At 41.9% G+C, this 21,036-nt stretch carries 18 protein-coding genes; 11 read left to right on the top strand and 7 right to left on the bottom strand.

Annotated elements, in window-relative coordinates; genetic code table 11:
* Positions 1-30 precede the first annotated feature (30 nt).
* The 3 genes from UB51_RS20680 to UB51_RS20670 all read left to right on the top strand — a co-directional run bounded on the left by UB51_RS20680 (position 31) and on the right by UB51_RS20670 (position 5,002).
* Entirely contained in the window at positions 31-2,256 is a 2,226-nt protein-coding gene (locus UB51_RS20680) for an MMPL family transporter (RefSeq protein WP_044878917.1), read from the top strand.
* A 63-nt stretch (positions 2,257-2,319) separates the two neighbouring features.
* Positions 2,320-3,408 (top strand): nitric oxide synthase oxygenase, encoded by a 1,089-nt coding sequence (locus tag UB51_RS20675; RefSeq protein ID WP_044878916.1) that lies wholly within the window; start codon positions 2,320-2,322, stop codon positions 3,406-3,408.
* A 214-nt stretch (positions 3,409-3,622) separates the two neighbouring features.
* Positions 3,623-5,002, top strand: a complete 1,380-nt coding sequence (locus UB51_RS20670) for an aldehyde dehydrogenase (RefSeq protein ID WP_044880330.1) — start codon at positions 3,623-3,625, stop codon at positions 5,000-5,002.
* A 265-nt stretch (positions 5,003-5,267) separates the two neighbouring features.
* On the opposite strand, the gene UB51_RS20665 is transcribed toward UB51_RS20670, so the two are convergent.
* A complete protein-coding gene (locus UB51_RS20665; protein WP_044878915.1) occupies positions 5,268-6,815 on the bottom strand; it encodes an FAD-dependent oxidoreductase in 1,548 nt (515 codons plus the stop codon).
* A gap of 226 nt (positions 6,816-7,041) precedes the next feature.
* Between UB51_RS20665 and UB51_RS20660 the strand changes: the two genes are divergently transcribed.
* The gene (locus UB51_RS20660) at positions 7,042-7,488 is read left to right on the top strand and encodes a V4R domain-containing protein (protein WP_144407047.1); all 447 of its coding nucleotides are present in this window, start codon (positions 7,042-7,044) and stop codon (positions 7,486-7,488) included.
* 61 nt (positions 7,489-7,549) lie between these two features.
* On the top strand, positions 7,550-7,891 hold the full coding sequence (locus UB51_RS20655; protein ID WP_044878913.1) for a cupin domain-containing protein: 342 nt from the start codon (positions 7,550-7,552) through the stop codon (positions 7,889-7,891).
* Positions 7,892-8,051: 160 nt separating this feature from the next.
* On the opposite strand, the gene UB51_RS20650 is transcribed toward UB51_RS20655, so the two are convergent.
* The 6 genes from UB51_RS20650 to UB51_RS20625 all read right to left on the bottom strand — a co-directional run bounded on the left by UB51_RS20650 (position 8,052) and on the right by UB51_RS20625 (position 14,391).
* Entirely contained in the window at positions 8,052-8,798 is a 747-nt protein-coding gene (locus UB51_RS20650) for a YheC/YheD family protein (protein WP_044878912.1), read from the bottom strand.
* The gene (locus tag UB51_RS20645; protein WP_044878911.1) at positions 8,779-9,927 is read right to left on the bottom strand and encodes a 2-aminoethylphosphonate aminotransferase; all 1,149 of its coding nucleotides are present in this window, start codon (positions 9,925-9,927) and stop codon (positions 8,779-8,781) included. Before UB51_RS20645 ends, UB51_RS20650 begins: the two co-directional genes overlap by 20 nt.
* Positions 9,924-11,087: a phosphonopyruvate decarboxylase gene (gene aepY / locus UB51_RS20640; protein WP_044878910.1), complete on the bottom strand. Its 1,164-nt coding sequence runs from the start codon at positions 11,085-11,087 to the stop codon at positions 9,924-9,926. Before aepY ends, UB51_RS20645 begins: the two co-directional genes overlap by 4 nt.
* Positions 11,084-11,983: a phosphoenolpyruvate mutase gene (gene aepX / locus UB51_RS20635; RefSeq protein ID WP_044878909.1), complete on the bottom strand. Its 900-nt coding sequence runs from the start codon at positions 11,981-11,983 to the stop codon at positions 11,084-11,086. Before aepX ends, aepY begins: the two co-directional genes overlap by 4 nt.
* Before the next feature lie 5 nt (positions 11,984-11,988).
* Entirely contained in the window at positions 11,989-12,738 is a 750-nt protein-coding gene (locus UB51_RS20630; protein WP_044878908.1) for a YheC/YheD family protein, read from the bottom strand.
* A gap of 507 nt (positions 12,739-13,245) precedes the next feature.
* Positions 13,246-14,391: a diguanylate cyclase gene (locus UB51_RS20625; RefSeq protein ID WP_044878907.1), complete on the bottom strand. Its 1,146-nt coding sequence runs from the start codon at positions 14,389-14,391 to the stop codon at positions 13,246-13,248.
* Between the two features lie 264 nt (positions 14,392-14,655).
* Between UB51_RS20625 and UB51_RS20620 the strand changes: the two genes are divergently transcribed.
* From UB51_RS20620 to UB51_RS20595, 6 genes are all read left to right on the top strand, one after another.
* The gene (locus UB51_RS20620) at positions 14,656-16,251 is read left to right on the top strand and encodes a spore germination protein (protein WP_044878906.1); all 1,596 of its coding nucleotides are present in this window, start codon (positions 14,656-14,658) and stop codon (positions 16,249-16,251) included.
* An 8-nt stretch (positions 16,252-16,259) separates the two neighbouring features.
* Positions 16,260-17,444, top strand: coding sequence for a Ger(x)C family spore germination protein (locus tag UB51_RS20615; RefSeq protein WP_044878905.1), 1,185 nt, complete (start codon positions 16,260-16,262; stop codon positions 17,442-17,444).
* Entirely contained in the window at positions 17,437-17,655 is a 219-nt protein-coding gene (locus tag UB51_RS20610) for a hypothetical protein (protein WP_044878904.1), read from the top strand. The genes UB51_RS20615 and UB51_RS20610 overlap by 8 nt, the downstream gene beginning before the upstream one ends.
* 24 nt (positions 17,656-17,679) lie before the next feature.
* The gene (locus UB51_RS20605; RefSeq protein WP_044878903.1) at positions 17,680-18,750 is read left to right on the top strand and encodes a GerAB/ArcD/ProY family transporter; all 1,071 of its coding nucleotides are present in this window, start codon (positions 17,680-17,682) and stop codon (positions 18,748-18,750) included.
* Positions 18,751-18,926: 176 nt separating this feature from the next.
* Positions 18,927-19,769: a uroporphyrinogen-III synthase gene (locus UB51_RS20600; protein WP_044878902.1), complete on the top strand. Its 843-nt coding sequence runs from the start codon at positions 18,927-18,929 to the stop codon at positions 19,767-19,769.
* A gap of 561 nt (positions 19,770-20,330) precedes the next feature.
* Complete coding sequence (locus UB51_RS20595; protein WP_044878901.1) at positions 20,331-20,963, top strand: ThuA domain-containing protein; 633 nt, start codon at positions 20,331-20,333, stop codon at positions 20,961-20,963.
* The last annotated feature ends 73 nt before the right edge of the window (positions 20,964-21,036 follow it).

The raw sequence follows: 21,036 nt of genomic DNA, 5'->3' as shown, positions 1-21,036 counted from the left end.
GTAAAAATAAAGGTTACTAGGAGGCTCATTATGGAACACCATTCAGGATACGAGAAATGGGTTGCCGGCAATAGAAGTAAATGGGTTACACTCATCGTTTGGATTATGACTATAGGAATACTTACTGCCATATGGCCTGGAGTCGGCGGTGAAGAAGTCAATAACGCTCCTAATTTCAGTGACGATGTCGCCTCTGTTCAGGCACAACAATTAGTGGATAAAGAATTCCCCAGTGGAACTGGTACACCCGCATTATTGGTATGGCAACGTGAAGGGGGTCTGAGCGATGAGGACTTAGGTCATATACAAAGTCTATATGCTAAGCTCACGACGAATCCTGTACCTCATCAAGATAGTGTACCACCCTTCGATAAAATCCCCCTACCGGGCTTAAAAGCACAGCTCTCTGAAGATCAGAGTACGATAATCACACCTGTATTATTCTCGAAAGAATCAGATAGTGATCAGCTAAGGAAAGGTGTAGAAGCACTTCAGACACTAGTGAATATAGAGTTCGGCAACGATCCATTTGCTGTTAAGCAAGGCGCAGTCGGTGAGTTAAGTACACGAGTAACTGGACCTGTCGGTATTGCGATTGATGCTTCAGGACTGTTCAAGAATGCTGATTTCCAACTCATGTTGGCTACGGTCATATTAGTGCTAGTATTTCTACTAGGTATATATCGTTCCCCTATTTTAGCACTCATTCCACTAGTTGGGGTAGGGTTTGCTTATGGGGTGATCAATCCTGTGTTAGGGTTCTTAGCCTCTAAAGGATGGATAACAGTCGATGCACAAGCGATATCCATTATGACAGTGCTGCTGTTCGGTGCTGGAACGGATTACTGTCTATTCTTGATCTCTAGGTTCCGCCAGGTTCTTAAAGAAGAAGACAGCAAAAGCAAGGCATTACTTAAATCAATGACGGATTCATCCGGAGCGATTGCCATGAGTGGTTTTACGGTTGTATTGGCACTTCTAGCTCTTATACTAGCTAAATACGGTTCATATCAACGTTTTGCAGCACCATTTAGTATTGCTATTCTAATCATGGGCATTGCCAGCTTGACGTTGGTTCCCGCCCTACTTGCTATTATTGGTCGTACTTCTTTCTGGCCCTTCATTCCTCGTACGCCCCAAATGGTGATAGATCGTGCCAAGAAGAAAGGTAAGCCCGTGCCTAAGCTTAAAGTTCATCGCGAAAGTATGATAGGTAAGCTTGTGGTGAATAAGCCGTGGTCGGTTGTCATCGTTACAGTAGTATTGCTTGGAACAATGGCTGTATTCTCAGGTCAAGTGAAATTCACGTATGATATCATGTCCTCTTTTCCGAAAGATATGGCTTCTAGAGAAGGATTCAATACGATTGGGAAACAGTTCTCGGCAGGTGAACTTGCTCCTGTCAAAGTGATGGTAGATACGGAGGGTAAGGATGCATCCATAGGTGAACAACTAGCTGCTCTGCCCTATATAGATCGTGTGTCTGAACCACAGCAAGGAGCACAGAACACGAATATTGTAGCGTATGAAGTGGAATTTACATTGAATCCTTACTCACTTGAAGCTATTGAGCATATCCCTGATTTACGCTTAGCAGCGGAGCAATCTCTTAAGGATTCTGGGATTAATGATCCTGCTGATAAGGTATGGATTGGTGGTCAGACGGCTACTCAATATGATACGAAAAAAATGGGTGAATCAGATACCAAACTGATTATTCCTGTAGTTATCGCTTTGATCACGATACTGTTACTAATCTATCTTCGCTCCATTGTAGCGACGCTCTATTTGGTGGGAACGGTGATCTTGTCCTACTTCTCAGCACTAGGTCTTGGATGGCTTATCCTTCACTATTTATTTGGAGTAGATGCCATTCAGGGGGCGATCCCACTCTATTCCTTCGTATTCTTAGTTGCTCTAGGTGAAGATTACAACATCTTCATGATCTCGAGTATATGGAATAAGAGTAGAAGAATGCCACTCAAGCAAGCTATTAAAGAAGGGGTTGGTGAGACCAGTTCGGTCATTACTTCGGCCGGTCTAATCCTAGCAGGTACCTTCGCAGTCTTGGCAACTCTACCCATACAAGTCTTAGTGCAATTTGGGCTCATTACCGCTGTGGGTGTGCTACTGGATACATTTATTGTCCGTCCATTCCTAGTGCCAGCCATTACGATGTTATGTGGTCGATTCGCTTTCTGGCCTGGTAAATATGTTGAAGTTCAGGAGCGTGAAGAACACAGTTCGCATGCGTAAAATCGTATTTGCGTTTGGTCATCTTCTCTGCTTGTACTATAATCATCTCAGAGGTGGAAGAACATGCAGGATGTAGAAACTCTCCTTCGAGAAGCGGAGGATTTCATAACGAAATGTTACCAAGAGCTAGGTAGAACAGAAGAACAGATGAACAACCGAATAGATGAAGTACGCGCATTAATCAGGGCTGATGGGACGTATGAACATACGACCGAAGAGCTTCGGCAGGGAGCAAGAATGGCTTGGCGTAACAGCAATCGTTGTATTGGGCGTCTATTCTGGGAATCGATTCACGTGATGGATGAGCGACAGATAGATGATGTGGCAGAAGTGGCGGATGCACTGCTGAGGCACATTCGTTATGCTACCAATAAAGGTAAGTTATTACCCACGATTACTATATTTAGACCTGAATCAAGTGAGAATTCTGCTATACGAATTTGGAACCACCAATTAATTCGATATGCTGGGTATGAGCAAGGGGGTCAAATCGTGGGTGACCCTGCCTCCATCCCTTTTACGAAGGTGTGTCAAGACTTGGGTTGGATCGGAGAGGGTACGGCATTCGATATATTACCCTTAGTTATTCAGAAGGGGACGGATGAGCCGCATATGTTTCCTATTCCTAAGGATTTGATTAAGGAGGTGCCTATTCGGCATCCGGATATTGCGGAATTTGTAGATCTAGGATTACGTTGGTATGCCGTTCCTATTATTGCTGATATGATGCTGGAGATCGGCGGTATTCAATATAGTGCCGCACCATTTAACGGCTGGTACATGGAGACGGAGATTGGTGCACGGAATTTAGCAGATGTGGGGAGATACAATATGTTGCCGCAAGTAGCCTCGCTGATGGGATTGTCCACGAAGAGTGAGACAACACTATGGCGTGACCGGGCGCTCGTGGAATTGAACGTGGCTGTATTGTATTCATTCAAGCAGGATGGGGTCAGTATGGTGGATCACCATACGGCGGCCTCTCAATTTCAGATTTTTGAGCAACGAGAAGCCGAGTGTCCTAGGCATGTCACGGGAGATTGGAAGTGGCTTATTCCACCGCTATCGCCTGCGACGACCCATATTTTTCATACATCGTATGACAATACAATCGTTAAACCTAATTTTTTTCAAAATATTAAGAAGTACTAACTTTCTAAATATTTCATGGGTAAATAAATGCCGTCCTTTTGGGACGAAGAAGTCGTTATCTTATCTAGAAACGATATACGGCTAGCACTAACATGAATACGTAAAACCACCGGGAGAGGGATTTATATTTTATATCTGGTGGTTTTGTGTTTGTTATAGATAGTTGGACAGCTCTCTTATATTTAGAATGGAGTGATTTCTTATGGTAGCTTTAATGCCGGGGGATATTGGACAAATGCTTCATGAACATAAACAATTTCTCTACAGTGGCCGAACGAACGATCTTCCATTTCGTCTTGATCAACTGAGGAAGTTAAAAGAGGCGATTCAACGCTATGAACAACAAATTGTCTCTGCTTTATATCAGGACTTACGTAAAAGTGAGTTCGAATCCTTCGAAACTGAAATTGGCTTAACGTTAGAAAGCATCCGCTATACTATGAAACACCTTAAACGGTGGATGAAGCCACAAAAAGTAAAGACACCGCTCTATTTGCTTCCATCCAAAAGTTATATTATGAATGAACCATACGGCACAGCGTTAATTATTGGTCCTTTCAATTATCCGTATCAATTATTAATCGAACCCCTCATTGGGGCAATCGCAGCTGGTAATTGTGCTGTTCTTAAGCCTTCGGAAAGTACACCCACTGTTTCTGCTGTAATTAAAGCGATGTTGAGTGAAACGTTCGACGAACAGTACATTCGAGTGATTGAGGGAGACAAGGAAACGACCTCGTTACTGATTCATGCGCCGTTTGATTATATCTTTTTCACAGGGAGTGTGCCGGTAGGTAAGATCGTCATGGAAGCTGCGGCCCAGAATCTTATACCTGTGACATTGGAGCTTGGCGGGAAAAGTCCAGTTATTGTCGATCGTACGGCAAATCTTGAGATAGCGGCCAAACGTATTATTTGGGGGAAACTACTCAATACAGGTCAGACGTGTGTGGCGCCAGATTATGTACTTGTCCATACTGACATCAAAGAAGCTTTAATATCAAAAATGAAGGAAGTCATCATACGTTTTTATGGAATGGATGCCATAAACAGCCCCGATTATGGACGGATTATTAACGAACGTCAATTTGATAGGCTTGTTTCTATTATAGAGAGAGACCAGGCGAACCTGTTATATGGGGGGAGGTCAGTAAAAGAGCAATTATATATTGAACCCACACTTCTTGAAGCTGTTTCGTGGAGTGATGCAGCCATGTTGGATGAAATCTTCGGTCCCCTCTTGCCTATTATGGAGTATCGTACGCTAGACGAAGCGATCCAGCTCATTAACGATCAACCGAAACCGTTAGCTGTATATTTGTTTACAGAAAATAAGGATGTCGAGCATCAAGTCTTAACCCGGACTTCCTTCGGGGGAGGGTGCGTCAATGATACGAATTCACATGCGGCAAGTGCTCATTTACCCTTCGGAGGAGTGGGCAACGCGGGGATGGGTGGGTATCACGGCAAATATAGTTATGATACTTTTTCACATCGTAAAAGTATTTTAAAGAAAAGCACCAAGATAGACATAGGACTTGTATATCCCCCCTATCTTAACAAAGTAAAATGGCTTCGGAAAATGTTAAAATAACGGATAAATTACGGTTAGATCAGCACTCAAATTTGCCAATTAATGAATGAATGTAAAGACAAGGTGGTTTCCTTGGGTAGGGATTGTAAAAAGACTAGTTTCGGCAGAGTCTCTTCGCTGAAACTAGTCTCTTTTAGAAGTATTAGGTATAACATTCTACATTCTATCTCTATTTCATCGATAAACGAATACCATCCTTTGAGGACGACGAAGTCGTTATCCTTGGTTATTGCAGTCTTACTAAGTGGCTTAGTGATTATTTACTCTAGTCATTCAGTTTCCTTAATGGTTCTTGTGCAGGACCTTCCATAACCTGTCCATCGTAGCCAAACCGAGAGCCGTGACATGGACAATCCCAAGAACGCTCGGCCTCATTCCATTCCACCTCGCAACCCAAATGGGTACATGTCGTATCGACGAGAAACAAGTGACCCTCGGGGTCTTTATATGCGCCCGCCCTTCTACCGTTATGGATAACGACGGAACCTTCATCTTGCCCGAGCTCATCTGCCTTTCGATGAACCATACCTATCTTACCTGTTATCAATTCTTTAGCAACATTGGCATTCTGAACAACAAAATTTTTAATGCTGGGATCGCCTATAAAGCGCGAAGGTGTGAATAATTCTGTATAGGGGTTGTCTTTACGCTGGATTTGATCGCTAATCAGTCTGGCTGCTAACGTCCCCTTTGTCATCCCCCACTTAGCAAATCCAGTTGCAACATACATATCTTTATTATTCGAAGTGATCTGTCCAATGTAGGGGACTTTATCGAGGGTAATTAGATCCTGAGTAGACCAGCGGAAGGGAATACTCTTGATACCAAACAACTTCTCGCCGAAAGCCTCTAGATTCTCATAATGTTGATATGTACAGATACCTTGTCCAGTCTTGTGGCTATCCCCACCTACGAGAATGACTTGCTCTCCGTTCAGGGAAGCGTCTCTTAAGGAACGATTGGGTTTATCTACGCTCAAATACATCCCCCCAGCAAAGGGCGTCTCCGGCTTGATGGCGATCACGTAAGACCGTTCTGCATACAACCGTGAGAAGAAGAAGCCTCCACCATCAGAGAATGGAAAATGGGAGGTCGAGACGACATGGCTGCACTTTAATTGATGATCTCCGTGAAGGGTCGTGAGTGTGAAGGGGCTCCCTTCGGTTTCAATTTTTTTGGATATTGTTGTGTTCTCATATATAGCTCCACCCGCCTTGATGATCTCTTCTACTAATCGTTTCAAGTAAGATAAGGGATGGAACTGTGCTTGGTTGGGTAGTTTAATCGCACCCTTAACGACGAGCGGGATAGGGATGCTGTTAGTCCATTCACCAGGAATGCGAAGTTTCTCATAGGCATCAAATTCTTTCACTAGTTTGTCTAGTGATGAGTCACTTTCAGCATATAAATAGGCGTCTTGTGTTTGCCACTCACAATCAATTTTAAGTTTGTGTACCAATTTCTCCATCCAATCTAGCGCTTCTTGATTAGCACGATAGTACTGGATGGACTTCTCGAGGCCGAAGTGATTGAGAATCTCATCATAGATGAGACCATGCTGGGTGGTAACCTTGGCAGTGGTGTGCCCCGTCGTACCTTCTAATATTTTACCTGCATCTATTAAGGCAACTTTATATCCTTCCTTCGATAACAGATAGGCTGTAGTTATGCCTGTGATTCCAGCGCCTACAATACCAACGTCTACAGTGATATCCTGGGTAAGTTGGGGAAAGGTGGGCAGATCGCTGGATGCCATCCATAAAGACTCGGGATATCGCGGCAGTTCGTTTGACGATCCATTTATTTCATTCATAGGGATAGTGCCTCCTTATTATTATGCTTATGCTAGTTATTACCACAATCTCTTCAGGGGAAACTAAAATTTACATGAATTAGATGATTTTAAGTACTGAGAATATTTCTCATTGTTATGTGATTAAAATCACAATTAGGTCTTCGTTTCTTCTTTAAGATGAAGTTAGGTCCTATATTAGCATCTTAAGCCTAAGAAGATTCTCAATGGAATGGAGAAATGCAGGATGAGAGATTATACATTTGAGGACATGAAGATGATCGAAAGAAAAAATTTAGGAGCCGATGTTCCTCTTGAATTATTTAGAGCGATTAGACTTATTGGTCTTAATCAAAGTTTACCGGCAGGAGGAAAAGGTACAACGATGACCATAGGCAGACAAATTGGCAAAAGCTTGCCAGTATCGTCCGTCGAAGAACTTCTTCAACTGATTGAGGATTTGAAAATTGGCATTCCTCACATCATAAGTAGGAGTGAACAGGGGATGCATATCGCTGTTGACGATTGTTTCTGTGAAGGACTTCCTGTTCAAGAGGGCAGGATGGTTTGTGATCTTGAAGGAGCTATTATGGAAGGTGCATTAATGAAGATTTACAATAAAAGAGTGACGGCTAGAGAAGTGAAATGCAATGTTAACGGTGATGAACGTTGTGAATATGAACTGAGATTCTAGTAGTTGGGATCATAATATATATGAATGACATATTGTCATTCATAGTGGAGGTTGAATTCTAATGGAAAAGAAAGAGTTACTACCCGTGAAAGAGTACAATCAGGACAAATTCACCAAACGGATTATATTTAAAAGCGGTGAAAGTGTAGTCTTTGTATTAAACTTTATGCCAGGACAAGAACTACCGACACATCAGCATCCAGGAACAGCAGTATTTATCCTTGTGCTTGATGGAGGCGGAACAGTAACGGTGAATGGAGAAGAATCTGCTTTAGTTAAGGATGATGTCATCTCCTGCGAGGGAGAAGAGCACTTTTCTTTCAAAAATACCGGAAGCACTCCGACTAGTCTCTATGTCGTTCTAAGTAAGATTCCAGATGAAAGATATGTTCAGAATATATAATGGATATCATTCTAATTTGAATGAGTTATTCGATGATAGAAGAGATGATCTATAGATGATACGACAGAAAATGGATAGAGAAGTAGATGATGAATCTAACGCCTCTATCCATATTTTCTTACCCAATCGTTTGACTGGGCAATATAACGCCTATTTGCTTCTAATGTCCGTTTTTGTAGGAGGAAATTCGACGATACATCTTTTTGTCGTTAATCATTCGGAAATGGGACATAGACGGAAACAGATTGGCTTCGATGATCCAGACGTGACCCTTCTGATCGAAACCAATATCCAGACCGTAAATGCGATGGCCAGGGAATAAGCGGTCCAACCGCTTGGCTGAACGCACTGCCACATGTTTAATTTTGTGCTTTAACTTGGTTTTTGACTTGTTTTTGAGCGATGACTGTTCCAATGCTGAACTTACCTTCATTAGCTTTCCATTGCTTCTTTCGATATTGGATACGATGTAACCATGCCCCACCACTTTGGCTACCTTACCGGTAACTTTCCATGTACTATGGTGGCGTCTGCGCTGTACTATCACACGCATATCAAAGGGACGCCCATGGACCGTAGCACGCGAGATAAGGCGCTGTACCATATACCCCTGAGAATGGATATGCTCATTTAGGTAATTGTAAGCATCATCTAAACCATTGAAGTTTATTTTTTTATTTTCTATATGGATCTCGTATTGATCTTCACCTAGATTTATTACTTGATAAATACCGCGTCCCCGGCTACCGCCAATCGGTTTAACGATAACTTGGCCGTACTTACTGATTAGATATAGAAAAGATTGGTGTGTGAACTGTTCTGTGCGTGGAAGGTAAGGGGATAACTTAGAAGAGTGATCCATATACTTATACTTAAGCCATTTATTCTTACTCCGTCTCAGCGACATGGGTATTCACCACCTTTCGTAGAGAAAATCCGATATCCTGCAAGTAAATTTCAAGTAACACTAAGAATGCTTCAATATCTTGATGGGAAATATCTCCGATATTCGCGATTCGGAATGTTTTTAATTTCTCGACTTTACCGGGATAAATCGTAAATCCCTGATTGTAAAAAAAATCGTGCATATTCTGAAAATCGTATCCATCACAATCGGGTTCACTAATGGAAGTCACCAATTTGGAATGGTATTGTTCCGATACAATATGATTCAATCCCATCCGATGTATTCCCTCGGTCAACGATTCCCACGATCTTGTGTACCTCTCATATCTTTGCTCGATACCCTCAACCCTCAATTCAGAAATTGCTTGTTGGAGAGCGTAAAGAGTCTGAATCGGGGCGGTGAATCTCATCTGACGATGTTGAAGGAAATACTTATACTGATCATACAAATTCAAGTAATAACTTCTTGGGCGAACTTGCTTGAGATCCTCGAATGTTTGTTTGCTGGCAATAACAAAGGATACACCCGGTAGCCCTTGAACATTCTTATTGGAGCTTGCCACGATATAACCGATGTTCATATCTTTCATATGAATAGGAACGGCTCCAAATGAACTTATGGCATCAACGATCAATTCAGCCTGGTACTTTTTACACAAATCGCCTAGGCGTTGAACATCGTTTAATAGACCCGTAGTCGTCTCATGATGAACTACAGCGAGATGGGAGATGGACTGGTGGGTACTTCGAAACAATTCTTCCAAGGCGATCAAGTCCACGGGCTTATCGGGAGGACTTACAAATTCAAGGAAGTGTACTCCGTACACGGTAGCGATTTCGCACATTCGTTTCCCGTATGCACCATTATTAATGATAATTACCGTATCCTCACCAATGACCGAGCTTAGAACAGAATCCACCGCTGCTGTTCCTGAACCACCAAACAACACGCAAGTGTAATGGTTCTCGTCTGCCACAATCCTTGTTAAACCAGTTGATATAGATTCCATTAACTCACCAAACTCCGTCTCACGGGGACAAATATCCGGTACAATTTGGGCAAATTTGACCGTGTCCGTCGTTGTTGCAGGACCGGGGGTAAGCAGAATGTTTCTTTTTACATTTCTCATGGTTGATCGTCCCCTTGTTGATTGAAGGAGCCAGAGTTTAAGAACTTGCGTAGTCGATCCTTGACCTCGTAGGGCTTGATATGGGGCCGAGGGAGATTTTTCTTGGAGCCCACAGCAATTTTCAGATGAAGAAAGGTTAACCCTTTTTCCATTTTCCACGCCATAATAGAGGTCTTCAGTTGTTCTAAATTATGCACATAAATAGATTTCTTATAGCCGCAGGCTGCTGTAATCTCGACAAAGTTAATATTGTCAGACACGGTCTTTTGCCCACCAGTCGAGTCGTGTGCGTTATTATCTAGTAAAATATGGAGCATATTTGGGGGGCTGTAATATCCGTTTGTAGCTAGGGAGCCCATGCGCATGAGTAGAGCGCCGTCTCCGTCAATGACGATAACATCTTTATTATTCTGGGATAATGAGAGCCCGAGTCCAACAGAGCTAATACATCCCATAGAACCTACCATATAGAAATTGCCGGCATCGTCTTCGATTTCATACAGCTCTCGCCCTGTCTTTCCGGTGGTGGCAAGCTGCACGGTATTGTTGTCTTTTAGAGAGTGAATCATAGAAAGAGCTTCGTAACGTGTGGGTAGCTGATCATAAGTGCTTTTTATTTGTTTGAGTGGATGGGATGAAGGCTTAAGTTCTTGGGGTTGCAGGATTTCCTTCTGAAAGGTCCCTTTTTTAACGACAAAGAAGAAAGGGCGATTTCGTCTGATATCCACCATAGCTTGTTGTATCTGGTCTTTCGCTTTGACTATATCTGAAGATAAATACGCCCAACTTACTTGCATTAGATCTAGCAGGCGAGTTGTGATCTGGCCCATTAATTCATGTTGAGGTTCGTCTGGAATCCCTGGCTCACCGCGGAGACTAACGAACCCAAGTAGCGGAATTTGGAACGTATAATTCAGAGATACTAAGGGAGAGACGGCATTCGCCAGCCCTGAATTTTGCATGAGAACAACGGGGTATTTCCCTCCCAAGTAAGCACCACTTGCTATGGCCAGCGCATCGCCTTCGTTCGTTGCCCCCACATATTCACAATCATTTATCGCGTAATTGATCAAATTTTTCAGAAAAGAGCAGGGAACTCCGGTATAAAACGTAAATCCGGATTGTTTCAGTTCTTCTCCGAACTGCCCAGTATCGATCATAGGGAATCATCTCGAACCTTGTGTGATTTGGGAAGATATTTGGCTTCAGCAATCGTTAACTCTCCAACTTGCTGTAGTCTGAAAACCTCTTCAACGGTAGCTACAGTGTCTTCCACTGCAAAAAGATTTTCATCTTGAAAAATGGTTTGGGATATGGTCTGCATCGCGTCGATGGAAGCCCGTAGATTATGGTTAGCCCAGATAATCGTACTGATCCCCATTTCTTTAAACAAGGATGTTGGCGTGGAATAATACTTGGTGGGAACAATAATAATGGGGGTTCTACTCTTCCATTCGTTCATGAATGATTGTATCTCAGAGGCATTCGATTTTTTACTGTGTACCAGTATGGCGTCGGCTCCGGCACGCTCATATGCCTCGGCTCGCAGCAGCGTCTCTTCGAGGCCAAAACCTGCAATAAAGGCTTCAACTCTAGCAACAACGACAAAGTCATCATCGTTTTGGGTATCCTTCATCGCCTTTATTTTTCCGCAGAACTCATCGATATTGGCAAGAGGCTGTGGGCCATTATTAATAAAGGAATTTGTTTTGGGAAACAGTTTATCTTCGATACATACGCCTGCGATATTGCGCTGTTCCAGTTTTTTTACTAATCTTCTCGCATTATTGAAGTTTCCGTAACCCGTATCCCCATCCAACAATATGGGTATCTTCGTCGCGTCGCTCATGAACTCAAGCACATCAAGTACCTGTGTCCAGGAAGCCTCGTTACTGTCCCGAACGCCCATCGATGATGAAATGGATAGTCCGCTAGCCCATATTCCTTTAAATCCGGCTTCTTCCACGATTCTCGCAGATAAGCCATTGTGGGCCTCCATTAAATATTCCGTACCCTGAGATTGAAAAATGCGCTTTAATTGAGTGGATTTATTCATTGGATCTATCCTTTCTTTATCATCTTTTTGTTATGCCTTATCGTATATAGCATTTCTTTGGTAGGGAGTTGGGCAAAAAGGTTGTGTTGAGGTCTTGTATTCGCTTCTATGATCCAGATCTTTCCGCTGCTGTCTACGGCTAGATCAATGCCAAGCTCGCGAATATACCGAAATTTCTTATCGAGCGTTCCCGCAACGGTCATTGAAATGTGCTTAAGATGGTCAATACATTCTTTAACCTTCTCGGTGTTGCCTTCAAATATCGGGAACAATACTTTTTCTAACGTTGCCGCCTGTCCTCCCTTATGGTAGTTGGTAATGTAACGATTTCGGGGCGCAACTCGAGCTACCATGCCGGAGATACCCCATTCAGACTTAGGTTTTTGCAAATACATTCTAATATCAAATACTTTTCCATGGTACTTCCCTAAATCTATACCCTTTTGAACGATGAATTTTCTGGACGATTTGTTATAGATCCGTAAAGTTCGAGACAACCTGTGACGCCCGACACGTTTGCGTGTCGATCCTTGCCTAATCTCATAATCCCCGGTAGAAGTATTGCGGATTCTCAGAATGCCCGATCCGCCACTGCCGCCGTCTGGTTTCAGGAAGACTGTAGGATGTGTTTTCAGCATGTGAATCGCTCTTGAGGGAGTCAGCCACTTTGTTTTGGGTATATGAGGGTGCAGGGAAGGGTTTTTTTTCATAATTTTGTGTTTAATCATTTTTCCTTTTATTGTTTGTTTTGACATGGATCCCACAGCCTTATCATTTGGCATACAAACATTTTACGACTATAAACTTCATCAGTGCTTGTGTTGCATATCGGTATTACTGAAATAGTAAATGTATTCATATTAGCCCCCTTCATTTCCTCCGCTATTCTTGAATTCAATAACATACTATGGAGGTAAGACTTTGCCTAAACACTTCATAAGCCTATTTTCTGAAAATGTCTTTAGTTGGATGTCGGTAAAATCACATTTACATAGGGAGTGAGCATGTACATAGTTTGACATTGATTATATGGGCGGTAAGAGGATAAAATCTCCAACTCTATTCATTTCTGATGTATTAATGCCCAATAGTAATAGAGATATCAGAAATGAACTAGAGGAGAGATTAGATGAGGTACAATCGAGAACGAAGGTCTGGAGTAGATAAAAAGTGGAAGAACTTAGCTTTGACCTTCATTATATTGTTATGGGCTGTGATGAGTTTACCGGGTTCCGTTAACGCAACAGGAGAAGAGGAAGTTATCATAAATGGGGTGGAAGGATCGATTCTGTTTTTCCAATGGATGAGAGCTTGGCATCTGAATGGAGGGAGCATACTCTGTTACGACCTTCATGTTTAGCCTTATATAATGCTTTATCTGCTTGTTCAACTAGGGAAGCACCACTAGAGTCAGTAACTGTATCTGGATAAGTAGAGACACCGATTGAGATGGTTATCAGCAGAGTGTCATGATTCGGGATGACGAAGGTGTGGCTTTGGACGGATGATCTTATGCGCTCACCGATCACGAGAGCATGACTATGGGGACAGTCCAATAATAGTATAGTGAATTCCTCACCGCCGTTACGAGAGACGATATCAAAGGATCGTGAATATTCTAATAGTACCTGTCCCATTTGCTTCAAGACTGCATCTCCAGCTGAATGACCGAAGGTGTCGTTAATGGATTTGAAACGGTCAATATCAATGGACAGTAAGGATAGCTTCTCTCCCCGCTGTTTAGCAAGAGATAATGTGTTTTTCAACGATAATTCGAACTGTCTTAAGTTACTAAGCTGGGTTAGATGGTCCGTGTAAGCTCTCTTCTTCAGCTTCATGAGTAGTTCATTTGAAGAATGGATATGTTCAGTAATGAGAAAAGCTAATAGGCCTCCTATTATGGCAATGACGAATTGAATAGGATAGAAGGTCAATATTAGATCGATGTCATATATACATAAGTACAATATACATAAAATGATTAATAAACTAAGGAGATTCATGAGATTTAGCTTGAATAATCTTGATCTGTTCATTCGTGTGATGTAGCTACATACAAACCCTATCACGATGAATCCTATGAAGGTAAGGATAGAGGTAGGCGTCAGTCCATAGAGCAGAGTGCGCCCCACACCGATAACAATAGAACTTATAACAGCAGAGGTACCCCCCATGTAGATGGCAATGATAACGATAAAAAGATGTCGAAGATCTACATACGTATTGGCGGCTACAGGAATGCTGTAATTCATGAGAATAATACCAAATAGACCGAAGAGGAGGCCTGAAGTATATTTGACCTTCAATGTAGGGGAAGAAACACCGATAACGTAATTATCAGAAAGCATCCCTGAGAAATATAAGCAAGTAACTATAATGCATACGTTAACGAATAGTGTACTGATCATCTATGTTAATCCTCCTGGAGTTAGAAGCGCTTTATTGTAGCGGATTTAGGCAGTCGATATCAAATGGAATATTTATAAATACTTATTATACACCAAAGGGCACGTAGGGAATAAACCTTGCGAGCCTTTTTGCGTTTGTAGAACATAGGGAAGTCTTTTATTCTCCTCAAACAAAATAATGGAGTTATCATACATAGTTTTCATAAATTTGGAACATGATACTTGATAAATCTATGTATCAGGAATCGAGGGAGGTGGCGAAGCATGAACAAGTCAAGAAGGTCTCAGGGCTTAATATCTAACACTGGCTTGAACTCTACGTCTGTGTTAGGTCTTCCGGCGCCCCCTATTGAAGAGGAGCCTATTCAGCAAGACCTAGATCGCAATATAGAGATGGCCAAACGTATCTTTGCAGATTGCTCAGATATGGTATATCGGAACGTTAAGGTAGCTCAAGGTAAAGAGGCATTAATATTCTACATTGAAGGGATTGTCGACTCACAAGAGATTGAGATGTATATGCTGAGACCCTTTATCCAAGGTTATGTAGATGAGGAAGAAGAGGGAGCAATGGGTTCTGTTCAATCTCCTGAAGATACGCGTGTATCTCTCTTACAGGCTACAAGGGCTACAAATTGGGGAGAGATTAGTACATCTATCATCAACGCAGGTGTCGTACTTCTAATAGATGGGGATAGTGAAGCCTATCTTTTTAATGTTAAGGGAGGCGTAAGGCGTGGTGTTGAGGAACCTCAGACAGAGTCGGTTATCCGGGGTCCAAGGGAGGGGTTTACGGAAACACTAAGAGTCAATACAGCTCTAATTCGCTTTAGGATTAAGAATCCGAAGCTCAAGATGGTTAATTATGTTATCGGTGAAGAGACTAAGACAGATGTGGTCTTGACCTATATTGATGGATTAATCGATCCTAAACGGCTACGAGATGTAAAAAAGCGGCTAAAGGATATTAAGATCGATGGCATACTTGAATCAGGTTATATTGAAGAACTTATTGAGGATCATCCCTACTCCCCATTTCCGCAGGTGCAATACACCGAACGACCGGATACCATTGCTGCACAATTACTTGAAGGGAGTTTTGCTATTTTAGTAGATGGCACACCTTTTGTATTGGTCGGTCCAGTGACGTTATGGCAACTGATGCAAGCAAGTGAAGATTATTATGAACGCTTCTTTATTAGTAATTTCTTGCGGTTTATCCGGTACCTTTTCTTACTTATTGCTATATTTCTGCCGGGACTTTATATTGCCGTGACAACGTATCACCAAGATATGTTGCCATCGACACTTATACTCAGTATAGCGGCAGCTCGGGAGGCCATCCCCTTTCCGGCTCTCATTGAAGCGCTAATGATGGAAATTGCATTTGAAGCTCTTCGGGAAGCAGGGATTAGGCTTCCCAAAACGGTAGGGCAAGCGGTCAGTATTCTGGGTGCACTCGTCATTGGACAGGCAGCTGTGGAAGCGGGAATTGTATCTGCACCTATGGTTATTGTGGTGTCTTTAACAGGAATTGCATCCTTCACGATTCCAAGGTTTAATTTGGCTATTACCGTTCGTTTATTGCGCTTCCCACTGATGATCATGGCAGGGTTTCTAGGTCTATTTGGAATGATTATTACAACGATTTGGATTTTAGTACATATATCACAACTTACATCCTTTGGCGTTCCGTATCTATCCGGGATAAGCCCATATTACAAAGATGATCAAAAGGATATACTTGTTCGTGTTCCCTGGTGGAAAATGATTCATCGACCTCACGGAATGGCTAGGGATAACCTAAAGAGAATGAAAAAAGATATCAATGGTGCACCTAAACCTGGAAAAAGTTGGTGAACATAATCATGAAAAAAGTGTGGATCGTGACTAGCATGTTACTGGTCTGTCCTATATTCGTATCAGGTTGTTGGGATCGTAAAGAAATTAATGATATTGCCTTTGTAGTAGGTACGGCAATAGATAAGGAGGAGTCAGAGTACCGTACTAGTGTACAGATTGCCCTACCCAGTGAGCTCGGAGGAGCTGGCGGCAAGGGAGCACCTGGTGGAGGAAAGGGGTGGTATATGGAATCTGAATTAGGGAAAACGGTTCGCTTGGCAAATTTAGAGGATCAGAGAGGTAACTCACGTACGCTTAATTATTCTCACCGTCGTTCTCTCCTCATAGGAGAAGATATGGCACGAGAAGGAATAGCTTCTATGATGGATGCATCGATGAGAATTCCTCAGCATCGACTTCTTTCCATGGTGGCTGTTACAGAGGGACCCGCCTATATTGTGCTGAATAGTGAAGCTCCCATGGAGCAATTCCCAACAGAAATGGTTCGAGAACTTATTGTTAGTTATACGAAAAAGCCTATAACATTTAAAGATTTGCTGAATGATCTATTATCGGAAGGAATCGATCCTGTTCTACCTATATTTAAGGTTAAAGACTCCATACCTCCTAAAGTAGGTAAACCCCAAAAGAGTATTGAAATTGACGGTCTAGCTGTATTTAAAGGCGATCGAATGGTGGGAACCTTGAAGAAAGATATGGCCTCAGTAACCACTATTGCTATGAATAAAAACAAAAATTTGGAAATTAAAATTCCTGCTCCCAAGGGTACTGGAATTTTAATGGTTAGGTTTAGCGAGAATAATGTAACGATGATCCCAAACATACAAGGTGACAAGGTAACGATGACTATTAATATTCATATGAGGGGGAGGGTTACTGAGAATGCATCGAATTATAGTCCTTCAGAAGATAAAGCTATGAACGAGCTGGGACAAGTGACAGAAGAGAAAATCACACAAGACTTAACCAAGGCACTTGCGATTATACAACAGCAATATCAGGCTGACATATTAGGATTCGGACAGATGATATACCACAAGAAGCCAAAGGATTGGGAGCGCCTGAAGGGTAGATGGGATGATCTATATCCCCTTGTTAAAGTAGAGATTAAGGCAGATGTACTGATTGAAACGGAAGGACAAGTGCTTGAGCCCATCGGAATATCAACGGAGGAGATTGTCCATGACTAATCTAGTGGTGATATTTTTAGTGATTATGGCCCTAATATTGTTACTGGATTGGAAGGTTCTTCGTACACTTCCTCCGTCCAATCGGTGGCTTACTTGTTCCATGCTGATTTTAAGTTTAGCTATTTTTATATATAACTTGAAATTTGAGAAGAGAATGCACCCAACAGTATGGATGGGGAGAATCATTGAGCGGTGGGCGCCTTTTGAGTAATGAGTGTATGAGGAGGATATTGGTGTGGAGAAAATAACTTATCGTCAGATTGTTATTCTCGGTATCATTTATTTGTTACCGTTTGCCATAAATCAGATTAGTCCGAGTCCGATATTGCCTGCAAAACAGCATACTTATTTGTCATATTTGCTAGCAGCCCTGATATTTGTAGCTATTTTATGGATGTTAATGCGGAGTGCTAAGCGTTTTCCGAATCAGGATTTGTTTCAATCACTAACTGCAAGGTTCCCTGTGCTTGGAAGAGGGATAGGATTCCTATATCTTTTATTTTTTTTCTACATATTAGCTCGTGATATAAGGGTTATGGTTGACTATACCAACGTGATACTACTACCAGATACGCCGCTAATCTTTATTACTCTATGTCTCGTATCAACAGCTACTTATATGACACGGGGAGGTATACGAACATTGACCTCTCTGACGGAGTTATTGGGACCGATTTTTATTTGGAGTCTATTTTTTATGCTGATTGTTTTATTTAAGGATTTTGATATAGAGTATATTATGCCAATCTTTCATTTGAATATCCCAGGAATTGGTGAGGGGACTTGGCTCGTCTTATCTTCAACAGGTCAGATTATTGCGCTCCCCTTCATTATTTCTAGTAAGGACTACCGATACCGTGATCCTCTGTATTCACTTTTGATAGGTACCTTATTGCTTGTTATGGTGGCGGTCATGTTATTATTAGTACTAGGTGTACCTGTTGCTGAAAGACTCATGTACCCTAGTTATGAATTAGTTCGGCAGGTCAGAATAACAGATTTCTTGGATCGATTTGATCTTGTGTTAGTCTCCTTCTGGTACCCTCTCATCCTTATTAACATGGCTACGACGCTGTACATTATTTGTTATGGGCTTAAGGTTATGATGCCTTCTGTATCTGGTAAAATGATGGCAGCGCCTGTCGGTTTACTGGCATCTGTCTGTTCGGGATGGTTCTTTCAAGATGCGCTTCAAATTTTGCATTTTAATCATCACTGGACATGGATTGCCGTCATATTCGAAATTATTATTCCCATTGGCATTTTTGTAATGCTTAGACCTCGTAAAACTTCCTTGGAACCCTAAACAATGCAACTTATAATGCATTTCAAAAAGTCGAGGACTTCGAGGGTTGAACTCAGATTTGATGCCGAATATTCTTCTAGCGTTACCTCGTGATCCATAGATGACTTTTTGAACACCCTCTTAAAGATGATACAATAAACTCTAGTAAAACCAAAAAAAAGAAAAGGAGGATACATATGGCTCAAAATATGAAGGGTAAAGTGGTAGCTTTGGCATGTTCTCGTAAAGCAGCTGAAATGGGTACATTAGTAGAGAAAATGGGAGGAACTCCACGACATCGCCCAAGTCAAGGTACTGTATTTCTAGACGATGAGAAGCTTCGCGAAGGTATCCTATCTTGGACAGATAACCCACCACAATGGGTTATTTTAACGACAGGTATCGGACTGGATACTATTTTTGAGATGGCTGAAAGGATGGGGCTCGCCGAGAAGTTTCATGAGGTGTTATCCCAATCATCTATTGCAGCTAGGGGATATAAGACAGTAAATGCGTTGCGGAAACGTAATTTAACGCCTTTAGTACGAGATGATGATGGAAGTACAGCCGGGCTTATTCGTTCTTTTGAGCCTTACGACCTCAAAGGGGCTAGTGTAATTGTTCAACTGCATGGAGATCCGGCTCCGAAGTTGATGGAGTGGTTAGAAGAGCAGGAGGCTTACGCAAGACAACTTCTACCTTATCGCCATGTTCCTCCAGAGCAGGAGCAGCTTGAGCAGCTCGTGGCTGACATTGTTGGAACTAAAGTGGACGCTGTTACTTTCACGAGTGCACCCCAATTTCGATTCTTAGCGGAGTATGCTCGTGAGCAGGGACAATTACCTTTACTAATAGAGGCATTCGCTGGACCTGTAGTGGCTGTTGCAGTAGGCAAAATTACAGCGCAGGCACTTAAGGAAGAAGGGATTGAGCGGATCGTTATACCCGAAGAAGAACGAATGGGTAGCATGATGGTGGAGTTAGGTCGTTTTTTCTTGGCACAGTCTGAAGTGGCTACGACTACTCAAGATCAGGAATAATTGATATTCCGAATTTGGCTCAACACCCAAAATTATTAAGCCGCAGCTTGCTTCCTATTGGAACAGCTGTGGCTTAATGGTGTATTTAAGCTAGATATCTGTTATTTAACAACCTGCTTTACTGCGCAGCTCCTAACTATGACCTTCGTATTGATTTTCTTCCGAATTCGCAATAAAATAATATTTGGAAACGTTTTCTTGGGTTGCAAGCTAATTAGTATTATAGGATGAGTCTATATAGAGAGAGAAGAATATAATAAGTAATAATGGTAAACTAGAGAAAGGCTCGAATGATGGAGAGAGGGTTTTCCCAATATTAATCAATTGGATTTCTACGCTACCTAGTTGTTTATCATTGATAATATTGGTGAATTAAAGAAGTTTAAACTGGAATACTTCTTCCATATAAAAAGGGTTTTTCTCATCCATGTTGAATGCTATTAGTAGCATAATTAGCAGGATGAATTACTATTAAGAAGTGAGGATTTGCAAGGTAAAGATGCTGTGTTTGTAGATTATGCTGGACAGCTTATGTCTTGGTAAGAGAAGGAGGAGTATGAAATGAATACAAATAAGAAATGTCTACTACTAGGGAGCTATACGCATCCCAAGTTTCATCCACTACAAGGGGTTGATACGCAGGTTAGTCACATCTTGAACGATGTGATGACTGTACAATGTAGTGAGAATAAGAATATGCTACTAAGTAATAATATTCAGCAATTTGATCTTGTTATATCTTATGTTGATCTATGGGATGAGAAGATTTCTCCACAGCAAACGGCAGGTCTTTTATCTTATGTAAGTAACGGTGGAGGTTTGTTGATCATTCATAACGGGATCTCACTAGGAGATCGTTACGAATTATCTCAACTTATGGGAGCTAAATTTAATGGGCATCCCCCATTTCAACCGTTATCCTTCCGTGCGAGTGGAGAAGATCACGAGATCACAGCGGGTATTGAATCTTTTGAGATGGAGGAAGAACCGTTTCAATTTCAATTCGATTCATTTACGGAGAAGCATATCCTATTAGAATATAAGTTAGGTGATACATGGCATCCAGCTGCTTGGTCTCAAGCGTATGGCCTTGGGCGGGTTGCATTCTTGATGCCAGGGCATCATGAGCCCTCATTCATGCACCCGGTGATAGGTAAACTCATTCTTCAAGCAGCACAGTGGACAGCTAGGTAGCTTATATAAACGTTTGGAATTCTTTTCGAAGTATGGAGTCTAAGAAACACACTTGAAGATATGGGAGGTAATG

The sequence above is a fragment of the Paenibacillus sp. IHBB 10380 genome, from assembly GCF_000949425.1.
Classification (GTDB): Bacteria; Bacillota; Bacilli; order Paenibacillales; family Paenibacillaceae; genus Paenibacillus_AQ.
Note: the sequence above shows the minus strand (reverse complement) of the source record. Positions and strands in the feature narration are given on the sequence as shown.